17 protein-coding genes and 1 pseudogene are annotated in these 25,026 nt (G+C 61.1%); 5 read left to right on the top strand and 13 right to left on the bottom strand.

Annotated features, from left to right (window positions below):
- Nucleotides 1–25 precede the first annotated feature (25 nt).
- The gene (locus NKJ81_RS23730) at nt 26–2,998 is read left to right on the top strand and encodes a trifunctional glycosyltransferase/class I SAM-dependent methyltransferase/polysaccharide deacetylase (RefSeq protein ID WP_352541944.1); all 2,973 of its coding nucleotides are present in this window, start codon (nt 26–28) and stop codon (nt 2,996–2,998) included.
- 86 nt (nt 2,999–3,084) lie between these two features.
- Here NKJ81_RS23730 and NKJ81_RS23725 read toward each other — a convergent pair whose 3' ends face one another.
- Entirely contained in the window at nt 3,085–3,765 is a 681-nt protein-coding gene (locus tag NKJ81_RS23725; RefSeq protein WP_352470916.1) for a peroxiredoxin-like family protein, read from the bottom strand.
- A gap of 19 nt (nt 3,766–3,784) precedes the next feature.
- Nucleotides 3,785–7,084: an adenylate/guanylate cyclase domain-containing protein gene (locus NKJ81_RS23720; protein ID WP_352541943.1), complete on the bottom strand. Its 3,300-nt coding sequence runs from the start codon at nt 7,082–7,084 to the stop codon at nt 3,785–3,787.
- Between the two features lie 171 nt (nt 7,085–7,255).
- On the opposite strand from NKJ81_RS23720, the pseudogene NKJ81_RS23715 reads away from it, so the two are divergent.
- Nucleotides 7,256–7,466, top strand: a pseudogene (locus NKJ81_RS23715) (adenylate/guanylate cyclase domain-containing protein); the annotation flags it as partial.
- A 78-nt stretch (nt 7,467–7,544) separates the two neighbouring features.
- Here the strand turns inward: NKJ81_RS23715 and NKJ81_RS23710 are convergent.
- The 3 genes from NKJ81_RS23710 to NKJ81_RS23700 form a co-directional block, all read right to left on the bottom strand.
- Nucleotides 7,545–8,930, bottom strand: a complete 1,386-nt coding sequence (locus NKJ81_RS23710; protein WP_352541942.1) for a hypothetical protein — start codon at nt 8,928–8,930, stop codon at nt 7,545–7,547.
- A gap of 204 nt (nt 8,931–9,134) precedes the next feature.
- Nucleotides 9,135–9,659, bottom strand: a complete 525-nt coding sequence (locus NKJ81_RS23705; RefSeq protein WP_352541941.1) for a GNAT family N-acetyltransferase — start codon at nt 9,657–9,659, stop codon at nt 9,135–9,137.
- A 93-nt stretch (nt 9,660–9,752) separates the two neighbouring features.
- Complete coding sequence (locus tag NKJ81_RS23700) at nt 9,753–10,559, bottom strand: hypothetical protein (protein ID WP_352541940.1); 807 nt, start codon at nt 10,557–10,559, stop codon at nt 9,753–9,755.
- Nucleotides 10,560–10,763: 204 nt separating this feature from the next.
- Between NKJ81_RS23700 and NKJ81_RS23695 the strand changes: the two genes are divergently transcribed.
- Nucleotides 10,764–12,179 carry an adenylate/guanylate cyclase domain-containing protein gene (locus NKJ81_RS23695; protein ID WP_352541939.1) on the top strand — a complete coding sequence of 472 codons (1,416 nt, stop codon included), beginning with the start codon at nt 10,764–10,766 and terminating at the stop codon, nt 12,177–12,179.
- Between the two features lie 37 nt (nt 12,180–12,216).
- On the opposite strand, the gene NKJ81_RS23690 is transcribed toward NKJ81_RS23695, so the two are convergent.
- The 8 genes from NKJ81_RS23690 to NKJ81_RS23655 all read right to left on the bottom strand — a co-directional run bounded on the left by NKJ81_RS23690 (nt 12,217) and on the right by NKJ81_RS23655 (nt 23,042).
- Nucleotides 12,217–12,696 carry a class I SAM-dependent methyltransferase gene (locus NKJ81_RS23690; protein WP_352541938.1) on the bottom strand — a complete coding sequence of 160 codons (480 nt, stop codon included), beginning with the start codon at nt 12,694–12,696 and terminating at the stop codon, nt 12,217–12,219.
- 208 nt (nt 12,697–12,904) lie between these two features.
- Entirely contained in the window at nt 12,905–14,086 is a 1,182-nt protein-coding gene (locus NKJ81_RS23685; RefSeq protein ID WP_352450251.1) for an ABC transporter permease, read from the bottom strand.
- On the bottom strand, nt 14,083–15,081 hold the full coding sequence (locus tag NKJ81_RS23680) for an ABC transporter permease (protein ID WP_023675966.1): 999 nt from the start codon (nt 15,079–15,081) through the stop codon (nt 14,083–14,085). The genes NKJ81_RS23685 and NKJ81_RS23680 overlap by 4 nt, the downstream gene beginning before the upstream one ends.
- Nucleotides 15,082–15,083: 2 nt before the next feature.
- Nucleotides 15,084–16,982: an ABC transporter substrate-binding protein gene (locus tag NKJ81_RS23675; protein ID WP_352541937.1), complete on the bottom strand. Its 1,899-nt coding sequence runs from the start codon at nt 16,980–16,982 to the stop codon at nt 15,084–15,086.
- Nucleotides 16,979–18,874, bottom strand: coding sequence for an ABC transporter ATP-binding protein (locus tag NKJ81_RS23670; RefSeq protein ID WP_352541936.1), 1,896 nt, complete (start codon nt 18,872–18,874; stop codon nt 16,979–16,981). The genes NKJ81_RS23675 and NKJ81_RS23670 overlap by 4 nt, the downstream gene beginning before the upstream one ends.
- Before the next feature lie 149 nt (nt 18,875–19,023).
- Nucleotides 19,024–20,364: an adenylate/guanylate cyclase domain-containing protein gene (locus tag NKJ81_RS23665; protein WP_352470889.1), complete on the bottom strand. Its 1,341-nt coding sequence runs from the start codon at nt 20,362–20,364 to the stop codon at nt 19,024–19,026.
- A 51-nt stretch (nt 20,365–20,415) separates the two neighbouring features.
- The gene (locus NKJ81_RS23660; RefSeq protein ID WP_352541935.1) at nt 20,416–21,759 is read right to left on the bottom strand and encodes a nucleotide sugar dehydrogenase; all 1,344 of its coding nucleotides are present in this window, start codon (nt 21,757–21,759) and stop codon (nt 20,416–20,418) included.
- 104 nt (nt 21,760–21,863) lie between these two features.
- On the bottom strand, nt 21,864–23,042 hold the full coding sequence (locus NKJ81_RS23655) for a DUF3095 domain-containing protein (protein ID WP_352541934.1): 1,179 nt from the start codon (nt 23,040–23,042) through the stop codon (nt 21,864–21,866).
- 74 nt (nt 23,043–23,116) lie between these two features.
- Between NKJ81_RS23655 and NKJ81_RS23650 the strand changes: the two genes are divergently transcribed.
- Together NKJ81_RS23650 and NKJ81_RS23645 are read left to right on the top strand one after the other, a co-directional pair.
- Nucleotides 23,117–24,205, top strand: a complete 1,089-nt coding sequence (locus NKJ81_RS23650; RefSeq protein ID WP_352541933.1) for a glycosyltransferase family 4 protein — start codon at nt 23,117–23,119, stop codon at nt 24,203–24,205.
- The gene (locus tag NKJ81_RS23645; RefSeq protein WP_352541932.1) at nt 24,202–25,026 is read left to right on the top strand and encodes a polysaccharide deacetylase family protein; all 825 of its coding nucleotides are present in this window, start codon (nt 24,202–24,204) and stop codon (nt 25,024–25,026) included. The genes NKJ81_RS23650 and NKJ81_RS23645 overlap by 4 nt, the downstream gene beginning before the upstream one ends.

Below are 25,026 nucleotides of genomic sequence, written 5' to 3'. Positions count from 1 at the left end.
TCGAACCAGGCGCGGGTAAGACGGCGTGGCGCATGATCCCTTGGTTTCAATCGTGGTTCCTGCGCACAACGCGGAGGTAACGCTGGCGCGCTCACTCGATTGCCTTCTTGATCAGGAAATAATGGATTGGGAGGCGATCATCGTCGACGACGCCTCCACGGACCGCACCCCTGCGATCATCGCCGGTTATGTAGAGCACGATGCCCGATTTCGGATGTTGAGCTCTTGCGCGCATAGCCCCGCCGGCGCGCGCAATAGCGGGATTTCGAAGGCGCGCGGCCACTGGCTCATGTTTCTGGATGCGGACGATTGGGTGGATGCCAGCTTCCTTGCCAAAATGCTGGCCGCACTGAAATCCGCTCCCGATGCAGTGGCTGCCTATTGCGGTTCCCGACGCGTGATGCCCGATGGCGAACTCACGGCGTCGAGCATCGCAACGGAGGTTGCGATTCAACCCTTCGAAACGTTCGCCCGCCGGTGTGCTGTCCGCACTCACGCGCTGCTGGTCGATCGGGAGATAATTGTCGAGTTGGGCGGTTTCGACGTGTCGCTGCGCACCTGCGAGGACTGGGATCTGTGGCAGCGCCTCGCACGTCTAGGCAAAAATTGGGTGATGGTCGACGAGCCGCTCGCTTTCTATCGGGCCAGCCCCAACGCGCTCAGCCGCAATTCGGCGCAGATGCTGGCAGATGGCGAAGTCGTGATCGCTCGCGGCTTTTCCGCCGATCCCAGGGTCAAACACCCGGCATCGGCTCACGCCAATGGAGCGACCGACGCGAACGGCCACACCGCTTCAGAAGCACTCGCGTGGTTCGCGTTGTGGAACGCCGCATCGGATTGCGGCTGCGGCTCGCGCTCGATCAACCCGCAGTCCCTGCGCGCGCTCCCAGCAGGACGTAAGTGGGCGCGTGAGATCGCCAAGGTGGCCGTCGATGGCCTTATGGTAGGAAGCCTGTCGGTGCCAGCGCAATTGGCTGCCAGGTGGGACAGGTTCGGCGCTTCCCTCACCGAGTTGATCCTCGAACTCGGCAAGGTCTGGAATAATCCGGACGCGGCTCGCCGCGTGCAGTATCACTTTGAGCAAATGCTGCTCGATGTCGACGATCTTGCCGCGCCGCGCAGGCTGGCGCGGACACTTGGAATTCGTGTCGACGCGCGAAATCCGGCCTCGATCGAAGTACCGGAAGGAATCGATCAAATCTATGCCCATCTGATGATGGATGGCCAGATCGAGGCTCTCGTGCAGTTCGGCGTACTCGGGAGAGTGACGAGGCGTCATTGGATTGAATTGATCCTGAATTTCCTGCCCTCTGAGCGGCCTATGCACAGTGCCGCGCGACTTGCGAGGCGATCGCCTGTAGATGCACCGCAAAAGGGCGCCGGTGCCGACAAGTCAAACATGTCTGCAGCCGAGGCATTGTTGTCCATGGCGGGACGCCGGTCTGATCGGGACAGCCATTTCGGCAAACTTGCGGGATTGGCCGCGGAAGCGCAGGCGCTGGTTCGGTCGAGCGCCGAAACTAAAGAGCCTTTTGCAGCGCCGCGCCGTGCACGGGCCGCGGATGGGCGCGACAATGACCGCACATCTTTCTGGAATCGCCATTTTGCGATCGAGGATCCCTGGAACTACGGTTCGCTCTATGAGCAGGAAAAATATGAGCGGCAGCTCGAAATTCTGCCTGCCGGTCCCATCGGACGGGCGCTTGAGCTGGCCTGCGCGGAGGGCCACTTCACGCGACAGCTGGCGCCGCGCGTGGGCCATTTGACCGCAACTGACATCTCCGCCGTAGCCGTCGGGCGGGCGCGCGCGCGATGCAGTGATCAGCCGAACGTTGAGTTCGGCGTACTGGATTTTTCTGCGGACACGCTGCCGGGCGAGATGGATCTGATCGTCTGTTCGGAAGTGCTCTATTACCTGGACGATCTCACCGAGTTGCGGCGCATCGCCAAAAAACTTGTTGAGGCGTTGGCGCCTGGCGGCAGTTTCATCAGCGCACACGCATTCGTGCTACGAGACAATGTTGAAAGGACGGGCTTCGACTGGAACACATTCGGTGCACAAGCGATCTCAGAGACGCTGGCAGCGGGCCACGGCCTCGTTCTCGAGCAATCGATCCAGACCGAGCTCTACCGCATAGACCGCTTCCGCCGCCTGTCACCAGGCGACGTGGCGACGGAACCGACGATAGATCATGTGCCAATCCGCGCACCCGTCGAAATCGGAGTCGCACGAAATATCGTCTGGGGCGGGGCGCGGGCCTTGCGCCGCGACGTCGCACATAGCGAGCGGCGGCAGCGTATCCCTGTCCTCATGTATCACAGCGTCTCCGATGAAGGTCCGGCCGCGCTCGCCCGTTTTCGGCTCGCGCCCGCCGCATTCGCCAGCCAAATGACATGGCTGCGCGCCAATGGCTTTCACGCGATTAGCTCCGAGCAGCTGGAATGGTTCATCGCCAACCGTCAGCCTTTCGTTGGCCGCCCAGTGCTCATCACCTTCGATGACGGCTTCCAGAACTTTGCCGACCATGCCTGGCCGGCCTTGCGCGCGAACGACCTGACCGCGGAAGTGTTCCTGGTGACGGACTTGGTGGGTGAAAGTGCACAGTGGGACGCCTACAGCGGCCCGCCGACGCAGCTTATGGACGCCGGGACGGTGCGACGCCTCGCCGGCGAAGGTGCGTTCTTCGGAAGCCATCTGGCGACGCATCGCGCGATCGATGGTCTGTCGAGCTCTGACTTGGCCGCCGAGCTCCTGCGCTCTCGTATGTTCATCGAACGGTGGACCGGTCGGCCAACCGCGGCGTTCGCGGCACCCTTCTCTGTCACCGACCGACGGCTTGGCAGGCTGGCCAAGGAGTGCGGCTATCGAATCGGCTTCGGCGGCAGACACGGACCGGCGGACCTCGATTGCGATCCCATCGACCTTCCGCGCATCGAGATTCGTGGGGATCGTTCGCTCGATGACTTTGTTGCCGTTGTCGAGGCCGTGCTCGCATGAACCGTGAACTTGTCAGTGTCTAGATTCGTACCAAATTGGTTCCGCTTTTTTGTTCCGTGTCCCGCCCGCTTACCTCGTTCGCAAGTCTATTGGGCGACTTGGGATACGGCTGACATCAGCTCCTGCGGGCTTGGCGCCCCAAACATGTATCGCCCACCCTCTGGAACCTCCGTGAAGCTCCAGCGGACGATCCCCTGCCGGTCCAGCAGGAACTGACCGACCAATTGTCCGTGTCCCGTTGCTAGCATCTGCTCGTCGGCTTCGGTCAGCTCGTAATGGTCCCTCTTGTTGAGCATTTCACTGGCCGCAAGAGGATCCATAGGACCGGGCAACTCGCCTGGTATGTCGACCCGCATATCCTTTGCCGCTGCCATCGAGACCTTGTACGGCCAGTTCGTCTCGTTTTGGGTGAATTCGAGATTGGGCAGTCCAAAAGCACGATGTGAAGCGCGTTCAGGATCGGAGGCCGCAAGCAGATTCGGCATCGGATGGTAGCGGAAATAGAGACGCGCCCGTTCGATCGGCGTGTTGACCACCGTCAGGCTCTCCACGCCCCTTTCGCGCAGCTCCGGATCAAGCCGCGCCTGGGCGGCGATATGGCGCCGGCAAAACGCGCAATGCAGACCTCGAAACAGGCCGACCAGCACCGGTTTTTGGCCGCGAAAATCGTCAAGCGCGATCTTGCCTTCCTGGGTAATGGCGTCGAGTACCACGTTTGGCGCACGGTCGCCCGGTTGAAGCGGCACCAAGTCACTACGCGCGGACATTTCCAACCTCCAACCCCGGCTAGTCGAGAAAAGGCAGCACCACAAGCGCTTCCGGGTCGAGCCCGTGCTGGGCGCATATACCCTGCGCCAGGGAAAAGTAGCGTTCGGCCTCGGCCAGATTGTCGAGATCGAGATTAAGCGTTGCGAGACCATCATAACACGGAAACAGCAGTTGGGGTTCGCCCGTTTCGCGAGCTACGTCCAGTGCTTCGTGGAACAACCCAACCGCCAGGTCCGGGCGGCCGTTGCACTGGTGGATTTGCCCAAGCACGATCAAAGGCACCGGCAGGTGCTCGCGCTGGTCGAGCGCACGGTCGATCTCAATGGCCTTCTCGGCAGCGGGTACGCCCTCCGTTGGACAGCGATCCGTGAAAGTACAACAAGCGACCGCCAGATTGGCGAGGAGGCGCGCCTGGAAACCCAAATCACCAATACGGCGCGCCACTTCAAGACCGCGCCGACAGACCTCCATCGCCTTTGCGGGATCGATGGTCGTGTAAAGCACGCCGAGATTGGTGTAGCCGCGGCAGGCCGCGCCCAGCAGACCGGCGGCTTCGGCCAATTCAATGCTACGCTCAACCTGACGCACGGCCTCACGGTTTCGCCCAAGGCGAGCCAGCGCGACAGCCTTGGTATTGAGTGCCTCGGCGGTCACAAGAGTGGCATCACACCTTACCTCGGAGACATGCTCCGTTGTCAGTGTGCCTACGCAATCCAGCGCCGCGTCTGCCCATTTTGCCGCGAGAGCGTGATCTCCGCTACGGAACGCCTGTCGGCCACGTTCTTGCCACAGATGCGCCTGCTCGATCGGGGCATCCGCTCCATCGAGGAGCGCTGCCGCCTCGGCATAGCGGGGTTCTGCCTTGTCCCGCTTGCCGACATCCCAGAGTAGCCGACCGATCTTACGCAAAACTCGCGCCGAGGCGACGCGATTGGCTGACTCGCGGTATGCCTGCAACACCGTCTCGTAGTGGTGGTGCGCGATCTCACGGCGGCCTGCCGGGCCGCTCAAATCGGCAATGCGCTCTGCAATTGCCAGTTTGAGCGGTGTTTGCCCGATCGCGCCCAACGCAGTCAGTGCTCGCTCGTAGAAACGAAGGGCGTCGTCGTTGGCATATATCATGCGAGCGCGATCGCCTGCCGCCTGCAGGTAATGCGCGCCCTTCTCCCGCTCGGCGCTCTGTGCAAAATGATGACCCAGCACGGTCAAATCCTCGAGCCGTTCCGGCTCGTCGCCGCACAGTTGCTCCAAGGCAGCACCGATCCGCCCGTGGATTTCGGTCCGGCGTTGCAGGAGCAGATTCTGGTAGATCACGTCCTGCAGCAATGTTTGCGTAAAGCGGTAGCTTTGAGACGAGACCGAGCCTGATCCGGCAACTTCCTCGATGATTTCCGCATCGCAAAGCAGTTCGCAGCCGGCTTCGAGCCGGCCGGGATCGGCTGTCACGGTTTTCAGAAGTGTGGCATCGAAGCGCGGGCCGATTACCGCGGCCTCCTGGGCCAACCGGCGCACCTCTTGGGGCAGCCGGTCGACGCGGGCAAGCAACATTGCCTGGATAGTGGCGGGGATGCCGGTTGCGACTTCGCCTGCCACAGTCCGCCATCGCTGGCCCTCTCGCACCAGTACACCGCGATCGATAAGGCCGCGAACGATTTCCTCTACAAAAAGGGGGTTGCCGCCCGCGCGCTCGAGGATCTGGTCGAGAAGCCCTCCCGCGGAGCTTACCCAGCTCTCGCCGAAAAGCGCTGCCAGCAGGCTGCGTCCGTCATCATTGTTGAGTGGCGGAAGCCTGAGCGCTGTGTGACTGACCCGACTTGAGTCGAGCTGGTCGTTGTCCGGCGCCGGACGATGCGTGACCAGCAACATCAACCGCGTGCGTTCCAACCTGTCCATCACGAAACGTAGTGCCTCGAGCGACACGGCGTCGGCCCAGTGCAGGTCTTCGACGACAATCAATAGCGGCGACAACGCAAGCCGCCGTTCGATGATTGTGCGGACTGCGTAGAGAATTTGCCGCCGCAGCTGCTCGGGCTCGACATGCTGCAAGGTGGCATCGGGGTCGCCAAGGCCAAGCACATGGTAGAGCAAAGGCATCAGCCGCTTCGCCTCCTCGCCCTGCAGGCCGAGATCGGCAAGCAAGCCTGCGAGCTTCCCCCGCATTTCGTCCCCATTGTCGTTTTGCATCATCCCGGCAGCGCTGCGCACCACTGCGCCCAAGGCGCCAAAAGATTGTTCACCCAGCGGTGAGCACGTGGCCTGCCGCACGGCGACGTTGCGAAAACGCTCGTCGTCGCCGACGCGGGCGACGAACTCACTCACCAGCCGCGATTTCCCGATGCCGGCTTCTCCGACGAGGCGGACAAGTTGGGCCGAGCCGCCGCACGCCTGGTCAAGGCTCGCCATCATTCTATTGAGCTCCGCACCACGACCTATTAGCGGCGCACTGAGGCCGAGCGCCTCGAGCCCGCGCGCTGCACGCGGCACCGCTAGCGGTGCGTCCAGTCGATGAACGAGCACGCTGCCAGCCTTGCCGCGAAACACGACATCACCCAGCGACTCATAAGAGAAGGCATGCCGGGTCAGCCTGTGAGTGAGCTCGCCTACCAGCACCTCACCCGGTGCGGCCAGCGATTGCAGGCGTTGCGCCGTATTCACTGTGTCGCCGGTCACGGAATAGGATCTGGCGGTGCCGATGCCCAATCCGCCAGTAACGACCGGACCAGTGTTTATGCCGATGTGGAGTAACAGAGGCGAGCCGGAGTGGGGGGTGCTTTCGCCGAGCCGCGCCGTCCGGGCGATCATGTCGAGAGCGGCACGAAGCGCGCGTTCCGGATCGTCCTCATGCGCGACCGGCGCACCGAACAAAGCGAGCAGCGCATCGCCGATGAATTTGTCGACGAACCCACCAAAGTTTCGCACGGCCGCCGTCAATTCCTTGAACAGTTTGTTCTGCAGCGCTTGCATGACCTCGGGGTCGAGCTGCTCGCTGAGTGTCGTAAAGCCGCAAAGGTCGGCGAACAGGACCGTTACCGTCCGGCGATCGGCGTCAGAGACGGGATGCAGCCCTTCTTCGCTTTCGATGTTCGGAAGCAGCGACGGAGTTCGAGAAGGCGACACAATGGTCCGGCTTGGTGCCGGAGCAGGCCGTTCGACGGCTTTTGCGGGCGCACCGACGCTTGCCCCGCATTTCGGACAGAACTCGAAATCAGGTGCGCAGGTGTAGCCGCAACTGGCGCATGGCACGGGCTGGCGCCTGCCACACCTCGGACAGAAGGCGTAACCGCCCTCAATCTCGAAACCGCAGCCCGAGCAGTCCATCGAACAAGACCTCACTAGTGGCCGTGACGGCGTGATCTCGCTCGCACTTCACGGCCAGGCTATTCACAAGGATGCACCGATAGCCGTCGGCGGGCAAGCGGCAGCGGGCGATCCGTGTGGGTCCGGTGGCAGACCGCTACCCATGACCTCTGATGCAACGGCTGGCTCGCAAACGCTGTCACCGACGTCTCGCGCGCGTTTCTGGCCGCCAGCTACGGTCATCTGGGCCGCTTCGCCGAGGCCCGCGCGCCATGGCAGGAGGTGCTTCGCGTCAATCTCCACTATTCGCTGGATACCGCTACAAAGTCTTGGTCTGCCACAAGAACCGGTCGATTTCGAACACGTGGTGGATGGGCTCCGCAAGGGCGGTGTGGTGCAATGACAGGTGAGGCCTGTGCGGCGGGGTCAGACGCCAGAGGCTCCCCGATGGATCGCCGTCGCTTGCGGTTGCGAATTAGGCTCAGGTCGGCTTGATCTCTGCCTGGCCGATCTTGCGCCATCTGGCGTTTTCGCGAACCAGTTTCAGGTCGTCGGTCGTCTCGGCAAATGTCCGCAATCGGTATTGCCGGAGCAGGTCCGGGAAGAGCGCTCCTTCCGGCAGGACGGCAAGCTGCTCGCGGACTGATATCTTTTCATCGATGACCCGCATGCCCCAGGCATTTTCCCGAACCTGCAGTTCCGCGGCCAGATCGCGCTCTTCCGGCACGTTTTCGTCCAGCACGGCCAGGAGGATCGAGTGGAAAAGCGCTACATAGCCAATCTGTCTCAGGCCGCCCACGACCCGCACGCGCGGCAATATGGCAAGGACGAGGAACGTCAGGAACAAGTTCGGCAGCAGCACGCCGTCCAGCAGCGCCTGCCTGAGATACGGCCGCTCGAACGGGATGGAAAGACCTTGCGGCCTGTCGGGCTCGATCAGGTGCCCGTTCTCGAGAACGAGCTTGCGCACGCGCTCCTCGCGGATGCCCCAGAAATAGTCCGTGGCATTGGGCAGGAATCTGCCAAATGGGCTCGATGCGGCCTCTTGCCAGGCATGTTCGAGACGCTGGCGTCTTGCGGGTTCAATCAGCAGCCTGGAAAGAAGGCTGCCGTCATATTCTAGATGCCGCGCCATGGCAGCCGCGGCGACCCGATCATCGACGAAAACCGGCAGGGCCATGCTGGCACGATCCCAATTGGCGACCAGATCCTCATTCAGTTCAGTCAGCGCATCGGCGGCGGTTTCAAACACCTTGTCCCGGCTGGCAAGCAGTGTGCCCAGCCAGCGGCTGCCATCCGTTTCATCGCCCACCGCTTCGAGCGCGCGCTTGTTGAGGGAGACGGGACCGGCCACGCAGGCGCTTTTGCGGCACAGTTTGTGGCGTCCCATGCCAAACAGGTTGACCTTGTCGTCGCCGACATCGAGCCATCCCGGCCCCTCCCGGCCAACTGTCTCCATGGTCATCGTCGTTCCCATGAAGCCGACGAAGGCCGACAGCCCGTTTTCGACCGCGCCGAGCCAGGCAAGCAGAAGAGCATCGAAGGTGATCCGGTCCATCAGAAGCAGGCAGTGCAGGCCGGACTGAATCACCGGTCTGTGCTCGAACTCGTCGAGGGCTTTGCCGATCTTCTCAGGCTGCATGATCCTACCGAGGCGCTGATGCAGGACTTCGCGCAGGATCGAGCGGGCAGCGATCGCCGGGCCCGATGCAGGCTTTGCCACCGGCCGCCAAAGATGGCGGGCGTAGTCGGAAACCGGTGCATTCCAGTTCTGCTCGATGTCGCGCACGACCTCCGGGCAGAGCAGCGACAGCACAGCCAGAATTTCCCGCGGAGGGGTAGGGGTTGGATCAAAGACGGCGGTCATTGGTCCCGTCTAGCCGCTTGCGGTGTAAACGCCAAGCGAGACCAGACTTGCTGGATGCGGCCGGCCCACATAGATCGTCAATTCGATCAAGGTGGTGTGAGACGAAATGACCGTATCCTACGCAATTCTCCTTGAGCAATCACCTGTTCGCTGCCTCGGCACGAATTGTCAGATAGGCTAAACAGCTAAGGCAAACAGCGGATCTTAGAACCGCAGCCGGGCCATGCTCAGGAGGTCGTGGTACTGCCCGTCGGTAAAGCCGGCCTTCACATGCCGGCCTTCGATCTCAAAGCCGTGGCTCTTGTAGAGACGGAGGGCCGCTTCGTTGTCGGCATAGACGGTCAATTCGACTCGCTTCAGGGCGCGCCAGTTGTCGGCCACGTCAAGCAGCGCGCCAAGTATGGCAGAGCCGATACCCTTGCCGACAAAGGCATCGTCAAGGCCAATATTGATCTCGCCGATGTGCGAACGGCGCGGTGAACCTTGCACGACCAGGCTGCCATGGCCGACGACCTTGCCGTCCAGCTCGGCAACGATCCAGGTGGTTTCCGGGCCGGACTTGGCAATGCGCCGCGCCACCTGCTCCACCATCTCGAAAGGCATCCTGAGCGTGCCCCAGCGGAAGCCCGGCATGTTGAAGATAGCGCAAAGCGCCTCCGCATCGCTTGGCCGGACGGACCGCAGCAGCGGCTGGATTTTCTCGGCGGGTGGCGAGGTCGTGCTGGTCATGGCGTTCCCGGCGAAGGCAAGCGGCCCGGTACGATGCACCGGACGCCACCCGAAAATCCAGCCGTCTCTGACCTATATGATGCCGATTGCGGGCTAAAAATACCGGGAGGCAGCGTAGAGTTTGAACACGCCGCTGATGCCTATCCAGCCGAAAAGGGCGAGCCAGCCCAATGTCCCGGTCGCCGTCCAGTCGATCCGGTGCACCGCAGCGTCGGTGATGACGACGCCGAGGATGGCAAGCAGGCCAACCAGAAACTGGGCCAACCCGAGCACCAGCAGTTCCTCGCGCGGCGCGCTTCTCCAGACGAGATATATACCGCCCGCACCGGCGAGGAAGATGGCGCTGTAGACCTGAGCGTGGAAGGCATCGATCGGCCATGGCCAGATGCCACTGAATGTCAGGGGAAACAGCAACAGGCCGACGCCATAGAGCCCAAGGATCGCGGATTCCGCCGGCATGTAGCCGCGCCATGCGGGATTTAAGGTCACGCCTTTTGCAGAAGGACGGGCCCTGGCCCGCCACAGGAACAGCCCGGATACCGCGGCCGAAGCAAGATAGACCAAAAACCACAGCCAAGGCGCTTTGCGCTCGAAGTTGAAATAGCCGAGATTGATGAACGAAGCCACCGACACGATGACGGTGAAGATGAAGGCCATGACGAGCACGAGCCTGCCGGGCGACCAGCGATTCCAGACCAGCAGTGCCGCCATCACGACCATTTCGGCGGTGTAGAAGCCACCGAGGAAGCGCGCATTGAACGGCGTGACGGCCCAAGGCCAGCCCGATTTCACCAGCGCAGGCATGAAAAACAGGCCGGCGCCTACGATCAGGACAACGATGACCCCCGCAGAAAAAAGGCGCAGGACCGCGGGAAATGGCGGATTGTCTGATGTCGGCATGGGAGAAAATCCCAAAGATGAATGCTCCATGGACCATCATAGTGCTGCTTGCGGCCGGTTAAAATCCGCCGAATGGAAATTGAACGGTCACCAGGCTTATCCATTCGAATGGCCGTACGGTCCGTTTCGAAGTAAGATGGAACACTCGGACCAAAGATCGGTCCGGTCAAAACGCCTCGAGGTGCATTTTCCGGAGCCTGCACGATGAACGAAGCTCAGGATCTATTCTCACTTCTGCGACAATCGGCCGATGTCGATCCGCAGGCGATCGACGCGATCAAGCGAACCATCGCGGAGGGCGAGGACCGCGAACTTTGCCGCATCAATGCGCCAGCCTTCGCCAGCAAGCATGACCTCGACGAGGAGCGCGCAATAGGCGCCTTTCTCCATGCGGCGCGGGTGGGCATCTTCGACATTTCCTGGAATGTTCTGTGTCCCGGCTGCGGCGGCGTGCTCGACACCAACGCCACGCTGAAAACCCTGCAAAAGGACGAATACACCTGCGCGCTGTGCTCCGAGGGCTATTCACCGACTCTCGATGAGATGGTCGAGGTGACATTCACCGTCAGTCCCCGCGTGCGCAGGATTGCCGCACACAATCCACACGAACTGCCGGTGGCGGAATATTTCCGCCAGATCTACTGGGCGTCCGGAGTCGATCTGCCGGAAGAGGATTTCGCGGAAAAGCTGGAAGCGTTCTCGCTGGAGGATATCGAGCTTGCGCCCGGTGAAAAGGCGGTTCTGACCATACAGCTTCCGTCTGAATTCATCATCGTCTTCGAGCCGGTCACCCATTCAGCGCAGTTCATCGACGGGAAGGGCGAACCAACAAAGGAGCGCCGGAGCCTCTCTTTGGCCTTCGACCGCGACCATGTCCAGAACCAGACGCTGGAGATGCAACCCGGCCCGTTGCGCATTTCGCTGGAAAACCGGACCGACACCCGCGTGCTGCCGACAGTCTTCATCGCCGGCCAGACATTGCATGATTTCCTGGGAAAACGCCGGCCCTTCCTGACCGCCAAGCGCCTGCTCACCAACCAGACGTTCCGCGATCTCTATCGCACGGATACACTCGACATCAACCAGCGCCTGAAGATCACCAGCCTGACGTTCCTGTTCACCGACCTGCGCGGATCGACCGAGCTTTACGAGCGGGTGGGCGACCTTTCAGCCTTCGATCTCGTGCGCGAGCATTTCCAGGTTCTGCACGAGATCGTCACGGCGGAGGCAGGCGCGGTGGTGAAGACGATCGGTGATGCGGTGATGGCGACCTTCGCGACGCCTGATCGTGCGATTGCTGCAGCCCTCAGGATGCGCGATGCCATGCGTACGCTCAACGACAAGAGCGGCCGCGAGGATCTGCTGCTCAAGATCGGAGTCCATGCCGGCCCCTGCATCGCCGTGTCGATGAATGAGCGACAGGACTATTTCGGCCAGACGGTCAACATTGCTTCGCGGGTGCAGAACCTTGCCAACGCACAGGCGATCTTCGCCACTCGAGCGGTGGTCGACGACAATCTCACCGCCGATCTCTTACATAGGAACGCGCTGACGCCCGTGCCCCACGAGGTCTCGCTGCGCGGCATTGACCGGGAGATAGCAGTATACACGATCCCCTGAAGGCTTGGCCCCTGAAGAGTTGGCTCGTCCCGGCCCCTCACACGCGCCTACAGATAAAATAACGATCGGCGGCAATCGAAGGTGGCGGCGAGAGGCGTTGCAACTGCGGGTGATCGAGCGGCGTGCCGCTGACCGCGATGCCGCCGACGCGAAGCAGGCGCGCGGTCAGATCGGGAAGCCAGGTAGAGGTCACTGCATCGCGATCTTCATAGCCGGTGCCGATGTCGGCATGAACAAGAGCGGCGTCGATGCCAATGAACCTGCTCGCCGTCTCGCGTATTTCGCCGAGCACGAGGTTTTCAGCTTCGGGAATTGAGCTGGCGTGTGCGGCAAGTGCGCGATCGAACGCTACGATCCGGCGTCCGGGCAGGCGCTCGCGCAGATGGTGGAACGTCCGGCCATTGCCGAGGCCGAGCTCGAGCACGGGCCCCTCCATCTTCGCAACCTCGGCGCAGACATGATCGAGTATGTCGCGCTGTGCGGTCATCCTCCGGATGAAACTGTCAAGGCGACTCATGTGCGATTGTATGTCCAGAACCAGTTCACGAAATCAACTGCCCCCGACCAGAGCGTTTCGCGGCTGAAACCCAGGCCGACGAGCTAAACCCCGATCGAGTCTTGCCGCGTGTAGAGGCGAACGATGAACACTGCAACAAGCGAACAGGCTGCCGACAAGGATCATACCGGGTGGAATCGGCGGCGCAGCGCGCGGCGGAACAGCGATGTCATTTGTAGGGGTCCGCGGCGTCCCGCAACCCGTCGCCCAGGAAGTTGAACGCCAAGATGACGAGAACGACGGGGAGCATCGGCAAAAGCAGCCATGGATAGAACGCGATCACGCTGACGCTGCGCGCCTCGGTGAGCAGGATGCCCCAGCTGGTTATCGGTGCCCTCAGGCCGAGCCCGAGGAAGCTCAGCGCCGTCTCGCCCAGGATCATGCCGGGTATGGAGATCGTCGCCGTCGCGATCAGATGCGACATGAAGCCAGGAATGAGATGCCGCCCGATGATGCGGCTGCTTCTGGCGCCCATCAATTGCGCGGCCAGAACGTAATCCTCCTCGCGCAAGGCTAGAAGCTTCGAACGCACGGCCCGCGCCAGTCCGGTCCAGTCGAGCAGCCCGAGGATGACGGTGATGCCGAAATAGATCAGGATCGGACTCCAGGTTATCGGCATGATCGCCGCCAGAGCCAGCCATAGCGGAATGCTGGGGATCGATTGCAGAACTTCGATTATCCGTTGGACGATCAGGTCGAAGATACCGCCGTGATAGCCGGCCAGTCCGCCGATGACAATGCCGAGCAGGAAGCTGAAACTGATGCCGACGAGGCCGATTGTCAGTGAAATACGTGCGCCATAGATGATGCGCGAGAGCACATCGCGCCCCAGCCTGTCAGTGCCGGCCAGAAAGAGTTGGCCGTTTTCGGCAGGGCAGACAAAATGCCTGTCGCCTTCGATAAGGCCCCAGAACCGGTAACTGTCGCCCTTGCAGAAGAAACGGATCCGCTGAACATCATCCTGTTTCTCGACGTAGTTCCGCTTGAGCGTGTCCATATCCAGCGTCATCTGGCGGCCATAGACGAACGGCCCGACGAACTCGCCGTTGTGGAACAGGTGCACCCGCTGCGGCGGTGAATAGATGTAGTCCATGTTGCGCGTGTGCAGATCGTAGGGCGCCAGGAACTCGCAGATCAGTATCCCGAAATAAAGCGCTGCCAGGAATATGCCGGATACAAGGGCAAGCCGGTGCCGACGGAATTTCCACCACATCAGCCGCAACTGCGACGCCTGAAAGACCTTCTCCTGCTCCGGCGTCATCGCCTCGACCGACTGCAGGTCAAAGGGCTCGATGGAAACGTAGTGTTGCAGTGGGGCACCCGGAGCGGGCAGCGGCGATTGCGTGTTCATTTGGTGCTGCCGCCTTGCAAACGAATTCGCGGATCAAGTAGCGCCAGCGCCAGGTCGGAAATCAGGACGCCGATGACCGTCAGGAAGGCGAGGAACATCAGGAACGACCCTGCGAGATACATGTCCTGGCTTTGCAGCGCCTTGATCAGCATCGGCCCGGTCGTTTCCAAAGACAGCACGATCGCCGTGATTTCGGCACCGGAGATGATGGCCGGCAGGATAGAGCCGATATCCGAAATGAAGAAATTGAGCGCCATGCGCAGCGGATATTTGACCAGCGCCCTGAAGGGATGAAGGCCTTTGGCGTGCGCGGTCACGACATATTGCTTATGTAGCTCATCGAGCAGATTGGCGCGCAGCCGCCGGATCATGCTTGCCGTGCCCCCGGTGCCGATGATCAAGACCGGAATCCAGAGATGGGCGAGGATCGATTTCGCCTTGGCCCAGCTCATCGGCTCGCCGAGATATTGCTGGTCCATGAGATGGCCGATAGACGTTCCGAACCAGATGTTGGCGAAATACATCAGGATCAGCGCCAGCATGAAGTTCGGAATCGCAAGGCCGAGAAGGCCGAAGAAAGTCAGGCCGTAGTCGCCCCAGCTGTATTGATGCGTGGCGGAGTACATGCCGATCGGAAAGGCGATGAGCCAGGTAAAGATGATCGTGACGAAGGAAACCAGCACCGTCAGCCACATTCGGTCCCCGACGACGTCGCGAACCGGCAGCTCATATTCGAAGGAATAGCCGAAATCGCCGTGCAGCATCCCGCCGACCCAGTAGAAGTAGCGAATGACCGGTGGCTTGTCGAAACCATATTCCTTGCGCATCATCTCGATGCGATCGGAATCCACCGCTTCGCCCTGAGCCCGAAGCTCGGCAACATAACTGTCGAAATAGTCGCCTGGGGGAAGTTCGATGATCGTGAACACCAGTGCCGATATGACCAGCAGCGTTGGAACCATCACGGCGATACGCCAGACAAAATATCGAAGCACGCTCAGGACTCTCCAAGCCAGAATGTATCCGGCATATAGACACCGAAATAGGCGGTCGGGTCGTAGCCGTAGAGCGCCTTGTCAGGCAGATTGCGCAGCCGCGAGGATGCCAGAATCGGCTGATGCGTTCCGTTTACCGTGCCGATCGAAAACACCTGATCGGTATAGATCGACAGCATTGAATTCCAGATCTCGGCGCGCTCCGTGGCTTCGGTCGATGCGTTCCAGCGCTTGAGTAAAGCCATCAACTCGACCACGGGCGGAAGATCGGGCGCTTCGCCGACCTTGCCACGGGACAAGTAGTGAGCACCCCAGAGCGGCCATTGCAGCTGGTCATCGACGGTGGGGGCGAGTTGGTAGGGGTTCATGTCGGCGGTCGGCACGCCATTGTCGATGCCCGACCACATCGACATCATGATCTGGCCACCAAGCGCGCGGCTGCGGAAGATGTCGCGCTGCGAAGTCCGGATGAACAGGGCGATGCCGATCTTGCGCCAGTGATCGGTGATGAGCTCGAGCGCGTCCGTTTCCAGCGTGCTTTCGCCGGCCGTTTCCACTACGAGCTGCGCCGGGCGTCCGTCGGGGAGTATCCGCAGGCCGTCATCGTCACGCGCCTGAAGCCCGACCTCGTCGAGCAGGGCATTGGCCTGGTCGGGATCATGGGCGACCCAGGCTTTCGCGAATTCCGGCCGGTAGAGCGGGCTCTCCGGCAGGACCGTATCGGCACTTTCCTGCGCCAATCCGTAGAACACAGCCAAATTGATCTCGCGCCTGTCCACAGCGAGCGAAAGTGCGCGGCGCACGCGCACGTCACGAAAAAGGCCACGCCACACCTGGTCGGCACAATTCAGATTGGGCAGCAGCGCCAGCCGCGAACCTTGTGTGCGTTTCCAGAGATGCATCTTCACCGGGTAGCGCTTCTCCGCATCCTTCAGGAAGGAGTAATCGGTGAAGTCAATTCCCATGCCTTGCAGGTCGCTCTCGCCCGCACCGGTCTTGGCGGAAATGATCGCCGACGAGCTGACATTCATGACAATCCGGTCGACATAAGGCAGTTGCCGGCCATTCTCGTCTATTCGATGAAAGAACGGGTTCCGCTCGAAGACGAACTGCTCAGCCGGCGGCTTGGTCCGGTTCTGCCAGGGATCGAGCGTCGGCAGTTCCGGGTTCTCCGGGCGATACTGCCGCGACATGCGGATGTGCAAGAGCGTCCATTTCTGGGCCCGGTTCTCCTTCATTAGGCCGGCGAGCCGGAATGGATCTTGGTATTTCTTGTGGAACTGCTTGAGATAGGCGGCCGGCAGAACAAGCGATAGGGGCGAAGCAGCGGCGAGCTTGGGCAGGAAGTCGGGATTGGGCGCATCCCAACTATAGCGGACCGTCAACGGATCGACGATCTCGAAGCGTGGCGGCTTGCCGTCCGCCAGCAGGGCCGGGGCGAGCCCGCCTTGCGAAAGCTCATCGTTAAGCCAGACATCTTCCCAGCAATAGCGAAAATCCTCCGACGTCAGCAGGCTACCGTCAGACCATTTATGTCCTTCTCGTATCTTGAAAGTGAAGACACGATCATCCGCTACATCGAAACTTTCGAGAATGTCGGCTTGCAGGTTAAGCTTTTCGTCATAGCCGACCAGGCGAGCGTACCCGTAGATTGTCATCATCCGGATGTCTTTCTGGCTGCCGATGATCGTGCGCAGCGTGCCGCCATATTGGCCGGGCTGCCGGCCCATCGCGGCGAGATTCAACGCGCGAGGGCGCTTGGGCAGGCGTTCGGCGAGTGCCGGCAGCGCTCTGGCCTTCAGCTGCGCCTCAAGAAATTCCGGCTCCAGATCGCCGGCGCGCAACGTGCCCGGCAGAAATGCCGAAGCCATGAGTCCAAGGACGGTGCGCCGGCTGATCAATGGCGTAGCTCGCTGAAATCGGCCGAACGTCGGGCCAGCACGACGTGGCCGCCGCCAAGATCGAGCGGCGACAGCATATCCTCGTCGCCCTCGTCGCGGAATTGCGGTCCCCATGCGCTGGTGTCGGAAGCGCCGCTGAGTTTCAGCGTCTTGAAATCCATCGGCCTGTCGAGATCGGGGAAAGGAACTGCGGCGACCAGTGAGCGCGTGTAGGGGTGGATAGGTTTCCTAAGCAGAATTTCGCGCGGCGCGAGCTCGACGATACGCCCGCCGCACATCACCGCGATGCGGTCTGCCATGTAGTCCACCACCGCCAGGTTGTGGGAAATGAACAGGTAGGTCAGGCCCAGTTCCTTCTGCAGGTCCTTAAGAAGGTTCAGGATCTGCGCCTGGACAGAGACGTCGAGTGCCGAAACCGGCTCGTCGCAGATCAGGAGTTCAGGTCCCAGCGCCAACGCGCGCGCGATGCCGATACGCTGACGCTGCCCGCCGGAGAAACTATGCGGATAACGCTTTATGAAGCGCGGGTCGAGCCCGATTGCCTGCATCAGGCTCTTGACCGTGGCGAGTCGGGACGCGGCATTGCCACGTCGATGGATTTCCAGCGGCTCGCTCAAAATGTTCTCCACCGTCATGCGGGGTGAAAGCGACGAAACCGGATCCTGGAATACCATCTGGATTTTCGCGCGCAGCATGCGCAGGGCGTCTCCCTCGGCTTCCAAGACGTCGATCGGACCATCGCGGCCATTGAAGATCACAGAGCCGCCGGTAGGGGTGACAGCCCGCATGAGGATCTTGCTGACGGTGGTTTTGCCGGAGCCGCTTTCGCCGACAAGACCCAGGCACTCACCCCGCCTGATATCAAAGCTCACGCCGTCCACGGCGCGAACAGAGGTTTGATGATCTCCGCCGAACCATCCGGACTTGCGGATCGTGAAGGTCTTTGTCAGATCGCTGACCGATAGCAGGAGGTCGTTCGGCCCCTTCGATGCCGGCGCCGTCTGCTTGCCGAGCAGGTTCCCGACATTCACCGGCACCTCGCGGAGCGCCTTTAGCCTTTCGCCGGGCTTCAGGTCGAAATGCGGAACGGCTGCCATCAGGCCCTTCAGGTAAGGGTGGCCCGGCCGGCGGAATATCGCCTCCACGGGTCCCGCTTCCATGATCTCGCCATGGTACATGACCACCACCTCGTCGGCGACATTGGCGACTACGCCAAGGTCGTGCGTGATCAGCAGCATCGCCATGTTCAGCTTCGTCTGGAGCTCGCGCAGCAATTGCAGGATTTGCGCCTGGATGGTCACGTCCAACGCCGTCGTCGGCTCGTCGGCGATCAACAGGGCGGGCCGGCAGATAAGCGCCATGGCGATCATGGCGCGTTGACGCAATCCTCCCGAAAGTTCAAAGGGATACATGTCATAGGCGCGCTTGGGGTTGGGAAAGCCGACAAGGCCGAGCATTTCCTCGGTCCGCGCCTTGCGCTCCACCCGAGCCATGGGCGTATGAATCTGTAGGGATTCGCTGACCTGATTGCCGATCGTATGCAGCGGCGACAGCGATGTCATCGGCTCCTGAAATATCTTGCCGATGCGGCTGCCTCTCAACGCCCGGATTTCGGTTCCGTCACGCGGCATCTGCAGTATATCCTGCGTCGTACCGGGCTTTTTTGGATCGGAGAACAGGATACGGCCGCGAACATGGGCTGTGTTCGGCAAAATGCCCATCACTGCCTGGCTGAGAACCGATTTTCCGGAACCGGACTCGCCCACAAGCGCGGTAACCTTGCCGGGCAGGACGCGAAGATTTGCACGCCTGACAGCATGCAACGGTCCCCCTATAATGGCAAAAGAGATGCCAACATCCTCGATCCGCAGCAGATCAACGCCCAAATTCATTCTCACACCAGCCCCCACTCTGGCACGTCCAGAAGGCGAGACTAACGCATTGCCAGCCTAGAGCAACTTGGATTCGAACAGTCGCCAGTTCCCTGGCGGAACCGGCGACCGGACTGCATACCAAACGCGTTCGGATCAGATCGTGGCGGTTACTGGAGCTTCCTCGGGTCGCCCGCGGACGGCCGCGCGGCATTGCGATGAAGCAGCATGACCTGCTCGGCGTCCGATATGCGGTCGTAAATCGGCTCCAGCGCACCATCTTCGTCGAGCGACAGAGCACCCGACAAATCGGGTGAAAGCACCGTTAGCTTCTGCCTGATGCCCGCCAGTTCCTCCATGCCGAGCGCCAGCCAGTTGTTGGCGCCGCAATAGCTGGCGAAGTCTTTGCTGGCGAGAACGCTGTGCGGATATTTCTTGGTCAGGGTCTGGAGGCGCTGGACCTCGTTTACGGCCGAGCCGAAGACAGAGAATGTGAGCCGGTCGGTAAGCCCGACATTGCCGAACATCACATTGCCGACATGCAGGCCGATACCATAGTTTATGTCGCTCAATCCCTGCTGCTTTCTGCGCAGATTAAGATCCATCATGCGCGCGGTGGCCTTGTGCGCTGCTGCAAGAGCAGCCTGGCAGGCGATCTCGGACTGTGAACGGTGCCTTGCGCAAGGGTAGACGGCAATGAAGCCATCACCTATGAAACTCATGATCTGCCCGCCCTTGCGATTGAAAGGTGCAGCAGCGGCGTCGAAAAACTGGTTCAGCGTATCGATATAGACTTCGCGGCCGGAGGTTTCGGCAAGTCTTGACGACCCGCGCATGTCGCCCATGACCAGTGCCGCCCGGATTGTATCACCCTCGCCGCGCTTGATCTGGCCTTCGAGCACGCGCCTGCCGGCGTCGCCGCCGAGATAAGTGGTCATCATGTTATCGGCAAGCTTGGTGAGCACCGCCATCTTGGTTGCGATAGCGAGATGGTTCTGGATACGCAGCAGCGCCGAAATCATGCTGTCGCTGAAGCCTGCAGCACTGTCGGTGGACCAAGACCCGATCATGCCCTGACTTGTGTTGCCGCTGAAGGGATGGACAAAAGCCATGTAATCGGTGACGCCCATCAGCTTGAGGTCATCGAAAACAGGAAATTCCGACGGCACCGACGGGTCGAGCCGGCGCCGCAGATGGTCGAGCTTGTGGCTGAGCAGATGGTAGTATGGGCTGGTCAGGAATCTGTCGGAATGAACGCCGTTCTCCTTGCGGAAGCCTTCCACTTCCAGGCCCTGGCCGCGGAGCCAGGTGAAGCCGAGCGCGTCATAAAGCGGATGAAGCATCGAAAAGCTCAAATGCACCCGCTTCAACGGCAGGCCGGCAGCAGCCAACCGTTCACAAAAGCCCCTTACCAATGTTTCCAGGTCGTTGCCCGCCAACGCCGATTGGGTCAGCCAATCGGCAACCTTATCCATGAGAATGGCAGAAATTTCTGCTTGCGCTGTGCTCATGCTATCTCGAAATCTCCTTGATCCGCCACAAATTCGCCGGCTCGGACGCCGTCAGGCCTTCACCACCGTCTCTCGGGCTAGCCCGAGGCGGCCAAAAACATTGCGTGTGTCGACGATCAGTAGAGCGTGATCCGCGATCGCCTGATAGTCGATCGCGTCGTGGTCGGTTGCAACGACGACAGCGTCGAAATCCTTCAAGGCGACCTCGGTCAATTCGACCGAGCGACGCCCCTTGATCGCCATATGCTCCCGTGTGGCCGGGATTTCGGTAACATGCGGATCGTGGAATTCCGCCTTGCCGCCCCATTCCTCGATGAGTTCAATGAGCCGCAATGAGGGGCTTTCGCGGATGTCGGGCACATTCTTCTTATAGGCGAGCCCGATGATGAGAATGCGCGAGCGGCTGAGCGCCTTGCCGCAGCGCCGGTCCAGCGCCTTCGCCAGTTCATCGACCACATGACGCGGCATGGCCGTGTTGATCTCTGCCGCCAGCTCGATGAAGCGGGTCGGCAGTTCGTATTCGCGAGCCTTCCACGTCAGGTAGAAGGGATCGATCGGAACGCAGTGCCCGCCAAGTCCAGGGCCAGGATAGAAAGGCATGTAGCCGAAGGGCTTGGTCTTTGCCGCCTCGATCACCTCCCAGATGTCGATTCCCATCGCACCGAGCACGATCTTCAACTCGTTGACGAGGGCTACGTTGACCGAGCGGAAGATGTTTTCCGTCAGCTTGACCGCCTCGGCGGTCGCCGTGGTGGAAACCGGAACGACGGTCTTGACCACGCCATGGTAGAAAGCCTGCACGAGCGTCGCCGCTTCAATGCCGTCACCTGCCACGACCTTGGGGATCGTCGCGACTTCAAAGCTGCGGTTGCCGGGATCCTCGCGTTCGGGCGAGAAGCCGAGGAAGAAGTCTATCCTCGACTGCAAGCCGGTTTTTTCCAGGATGGGCTTGATCACGTCGTCGGTGGTGCCGGGATAGGTGGTCGATTCCAGCACGATCAGCTGGCCGAGACGCAGATGCTTCGCGATGGTGCCTGCGGTGTTCCTGACAAAGGAGAGATCCGGCTCGCGGTGTTTCGTCAGTGGTGTCGGAACGCAGATGATGATGACATCGCAGACGGCCAGTTGGGCAAAATCCGCAGTGGCGCGGAACCGTCCGCTCGCCACCTGGCCGGCAAGGGCTGTCGACGTCACCGCCTCGATGTAGGATTGGCCGTTGTTCAGGCTCTCGACCTTCTGGGCTTCGATGTCGAAGCCGAAAACAGGGAAGCCGGCGCGTGCGATCGCAACCGCCAGCGGCAACCCGACATAGCCCAGTCCGATCACGCCGACTTGCGCGGCACGCGTCGAAATCCGGTTCAGAAGACGGTCATATGTCGATCGTGAGGCGTCCAAAAATCTGCTTCCCGTCAATTCGGACAGGCCGTCCGCTTCCATGGTGAGGCTCACCGCTCACAAGAGCCCCGAGGCATATTGCGGAAAATCGATGTCCGCAAGCGTCAGACCGGCACCTTCGCCTTAAGGCTTGCGGCAGCCATCGCATAGCCGCCGGCGGCGCCATCGATGAAATGAACGTGATCGCGCTGCAGCGGCGATGCGACGAGGCATGTCATCAAGGCCGATTTCTGGCGGTGCAGGCCATAGTTGCAGATGCCCGCCTCTTCCGCCTGTTTCAGCCGGTCCTCGATCCGTTGCAACACATCCGCGTCAACGTCGATGGTCATCTTCAAGCCATCGTCGAACTTCCGGAAATCCGAATTGCTGGCCACTTCGCGTTTGTAGATCTTCGGATCGAATCTGCCGATCGTCCAGCCATATCTATCCGTAACAGCCGTAAGAGTCATCAGGAACACTATCCACAGCTTCGACAGCCACCGCCGTCCTGCCGGCGCCGTGGCCCGCGCCTCGATATCGAGGCCGGCGGGCAGCAAACTGTAGTCCGGCCCGTTCACCGGCACCGGGTGGCCATCGCGTTCCTGCCTGCCGGCAAGGGCGATGATGTCGGAAACCAGAAACTGAAAACCGCGCAAGTCGCGCGACGCCCCCGGTATGGCTATGATCGAGACGATTTCGCCATGCCGGGCTTCGATCGGGTTCCAGCGACACGAGAGGCCGGTCAGGTCCGGCCGCGCGCCGGCCGGCGCAGGATCGATGCGGTAGCGCCCCGCTTTCATCTCGGCTTCCGCCCAACTGCCGCCACCTCCGGCGAACATGGCATAGAAGACCGCATCGGAGGCCTGGAACCTCGCCACGCGAACGTCGAGGCCTTGCGCTCTTATATCCTTTATCGGCACGATTGCGGCACGCAAGGTCAGGTCCAGTTCGTCCGCCACCCATCTCTGGACAGCCGCCAGCGCGTTGCGGGTGATCTCCAGCGCCGAGCCGGGAAACGCCACGAGCGCACCGTCGCCGCCGAAGACAAAGGGAAGATCTTGCCTACCCAGCGCATTGAGCAGCGCCGAAATGACGCTGGCACCGGCCATATTGACGGTTTTATAGCGCCCCGCCTCGATCGCCTTGGTCGAGCCGACGATGTCTGCGGTGGCCAGCGCCCAGCCATCGGGGAGAGGCCGATAGTTATCGATATCGGCAACGCTTTCGAACTTTGCGAAGACCGGCAGAGAAGCAACAAACGGATCGGACGCGGCAGCTGTTTCCATGAGCATCAGATAGCACATTCCAGTGCTTGAGGGTGAAGTCGATCATGCTTCGAAATTGACTTGCGCAGGCTTTCCGATGATAGGGTCCGGCGATGCGAATTGCCTTCTATGCGCCGCTGAAGTCGCCCAATCATCCCGTTGCCTCCGGCGACCGCCAGATGGCACGGATGCTGGTCAAGGCACTGGAGCATGGAAGGCATAGCGTCGAATTGGCATCCGAATTGCGCTTCTATCTACGCGAACCGGATTCGAAAAGTTTCGATGCGCTCAAGATCGAGGCCCGGGAGGAAGCAGCGCGGCTGGCAAGGCTTTGGGATCGTGACGGCAAGCCCGATCTGTGGTTCACCTATCATCCCTATTACAAGGCACCCGACCTGATCGGGCCCGAACTGGCGTTGGCCTTTGGTGTCCCCTATGTGACAGCGGAAGCCTCCTATTCAAGGCGGCGCAACACCGGTTTGTGGGCCGACACGCAAGCGTTGGTGGCGCGAGCCGTCGAACAGGCGGCGCTGAACATCTGCTTCACGCAAAGGGATCGTCAGGGACTGGCAGATGCGGTACCCGACGCCGCTTTCGGCATGCTTTCGCCTTTCATCGACACATCGCTATTCCGGGAAACCCCGGCACGGGGTTGTCCGACGCGCCTCGTTACCGTCGCCATGATGCGCCCGGGCGACAAAGTCGAAAGCTATGGCATGCTGGCGCAGGCGCTCGGTTCGATCGGTCACCTGCCCTGGACCATGTCGGTCGTCGGGGACGGACCTGCCCGCGAGGAGATCAAAGCGCAATTCGCCGGCTTGCCCGCCGAGCGTATCGAATGGCTTGGCGCGATTGAGCCAGCCGCCGTGCCGGATGTCCTCTACAGTGGGGGAATTTACGTCTGGCCGGGTTTCGGCGAGGCCTATGGCGTTGCCTATCTTGAAGCACAGGCCGCCGGCCTTCCGGTTGTGGCTCAGGACATCGCCGGCGTGCCGGAGGTCGTGCGGGATGGCCAGGCCGGGTTTCTCACCCCGCCGGGCGATGTGGCGGCGTTCGCTTCTGCCATTGAAAGGCTTCTGGCCCGTAACGACGAAAGATCCATCATGGCCGCAGAAGCCAGACGTTTCATCCTCGAAGAACGTTCTATCGGTGCTGCGGCGGCGCGTCTGGCCGAACTTCTTGCAAAGATCCCGGTCTCATGACATCCGATCAGATCTGGCAACCCTTGGTGGAGGAACTGGCGAGCCGGCAACGGGCGGACCGTAAGGCAGAGTTCTGGCTGCGCGACGATGACGCCGTGGGTCCGACGCCTGCGCTTGATCGGTTGCTCGACCTCACCGGTGAATTCGCGGTTCCGGTGACTCTGGCCGTCATTCCCGCCCTGACTGACGAGAAGCTTGTCGTTCGGCTTGACGAGGCGCCGCATGCCACGGTCGCCATCCATGGCTGGGCGCACCGAAATCATGCGCCCGAGGGCCAGAAGAAGCAGGAGCTCGGCGCGCATCGGCCACGCGAGGCGGTGCTCGATGATCTGGCTCGCGGGCTGGCGCACGTAACCGGCCTGCACGGCGCACGTGCTGTTCCGATGCTGGTACCACCCTGGAACAGGATCGACGCCGGCTTGGTATCCGACCTTGGATCGATAGGATTTTCGGCATTGTCGGTCTATGGGCCGCCAAGGCCGGCTTCACTTGCGGTCATCAACAGCAATGTCGACATCATGGATTGGCATGGCACGCACGGCTGCCGCGATCATGGCCTATTGGTTCAGGCTATCATCGCGCAATTGCAGCATGCATTCGATGGGGGCGAACCCGTGGGCCTGCTCACCCACCATCTCGTACATGATGAATCGGCCTGGCTCTTCCTCGAACGGCTGTTCACAGTCACCGCACAGACTGAAGCCTGCGCATGGCTTCCGATCAGGACATTGATCGGGCGCAGCGCCGGTGGAACAATTCCAGGAAAGTGTGAACGGTTTCCGTCCGGAATTGCGTCAAGACAAAGAGATAGAGGAAAATAG

The sequence above is a fragment of the Mesorhizobium sp. M0018 genome (assembly GCF_040323955.1).
GTDB lineage: Bacteria > Pseudomonadota > Alphaproteobacteria > Rhizobiales > Rhizobiaceae > Mesorhizobium.
This window is presented reverse-complemented; position numbering and strand designations above follow the sequence as displayed.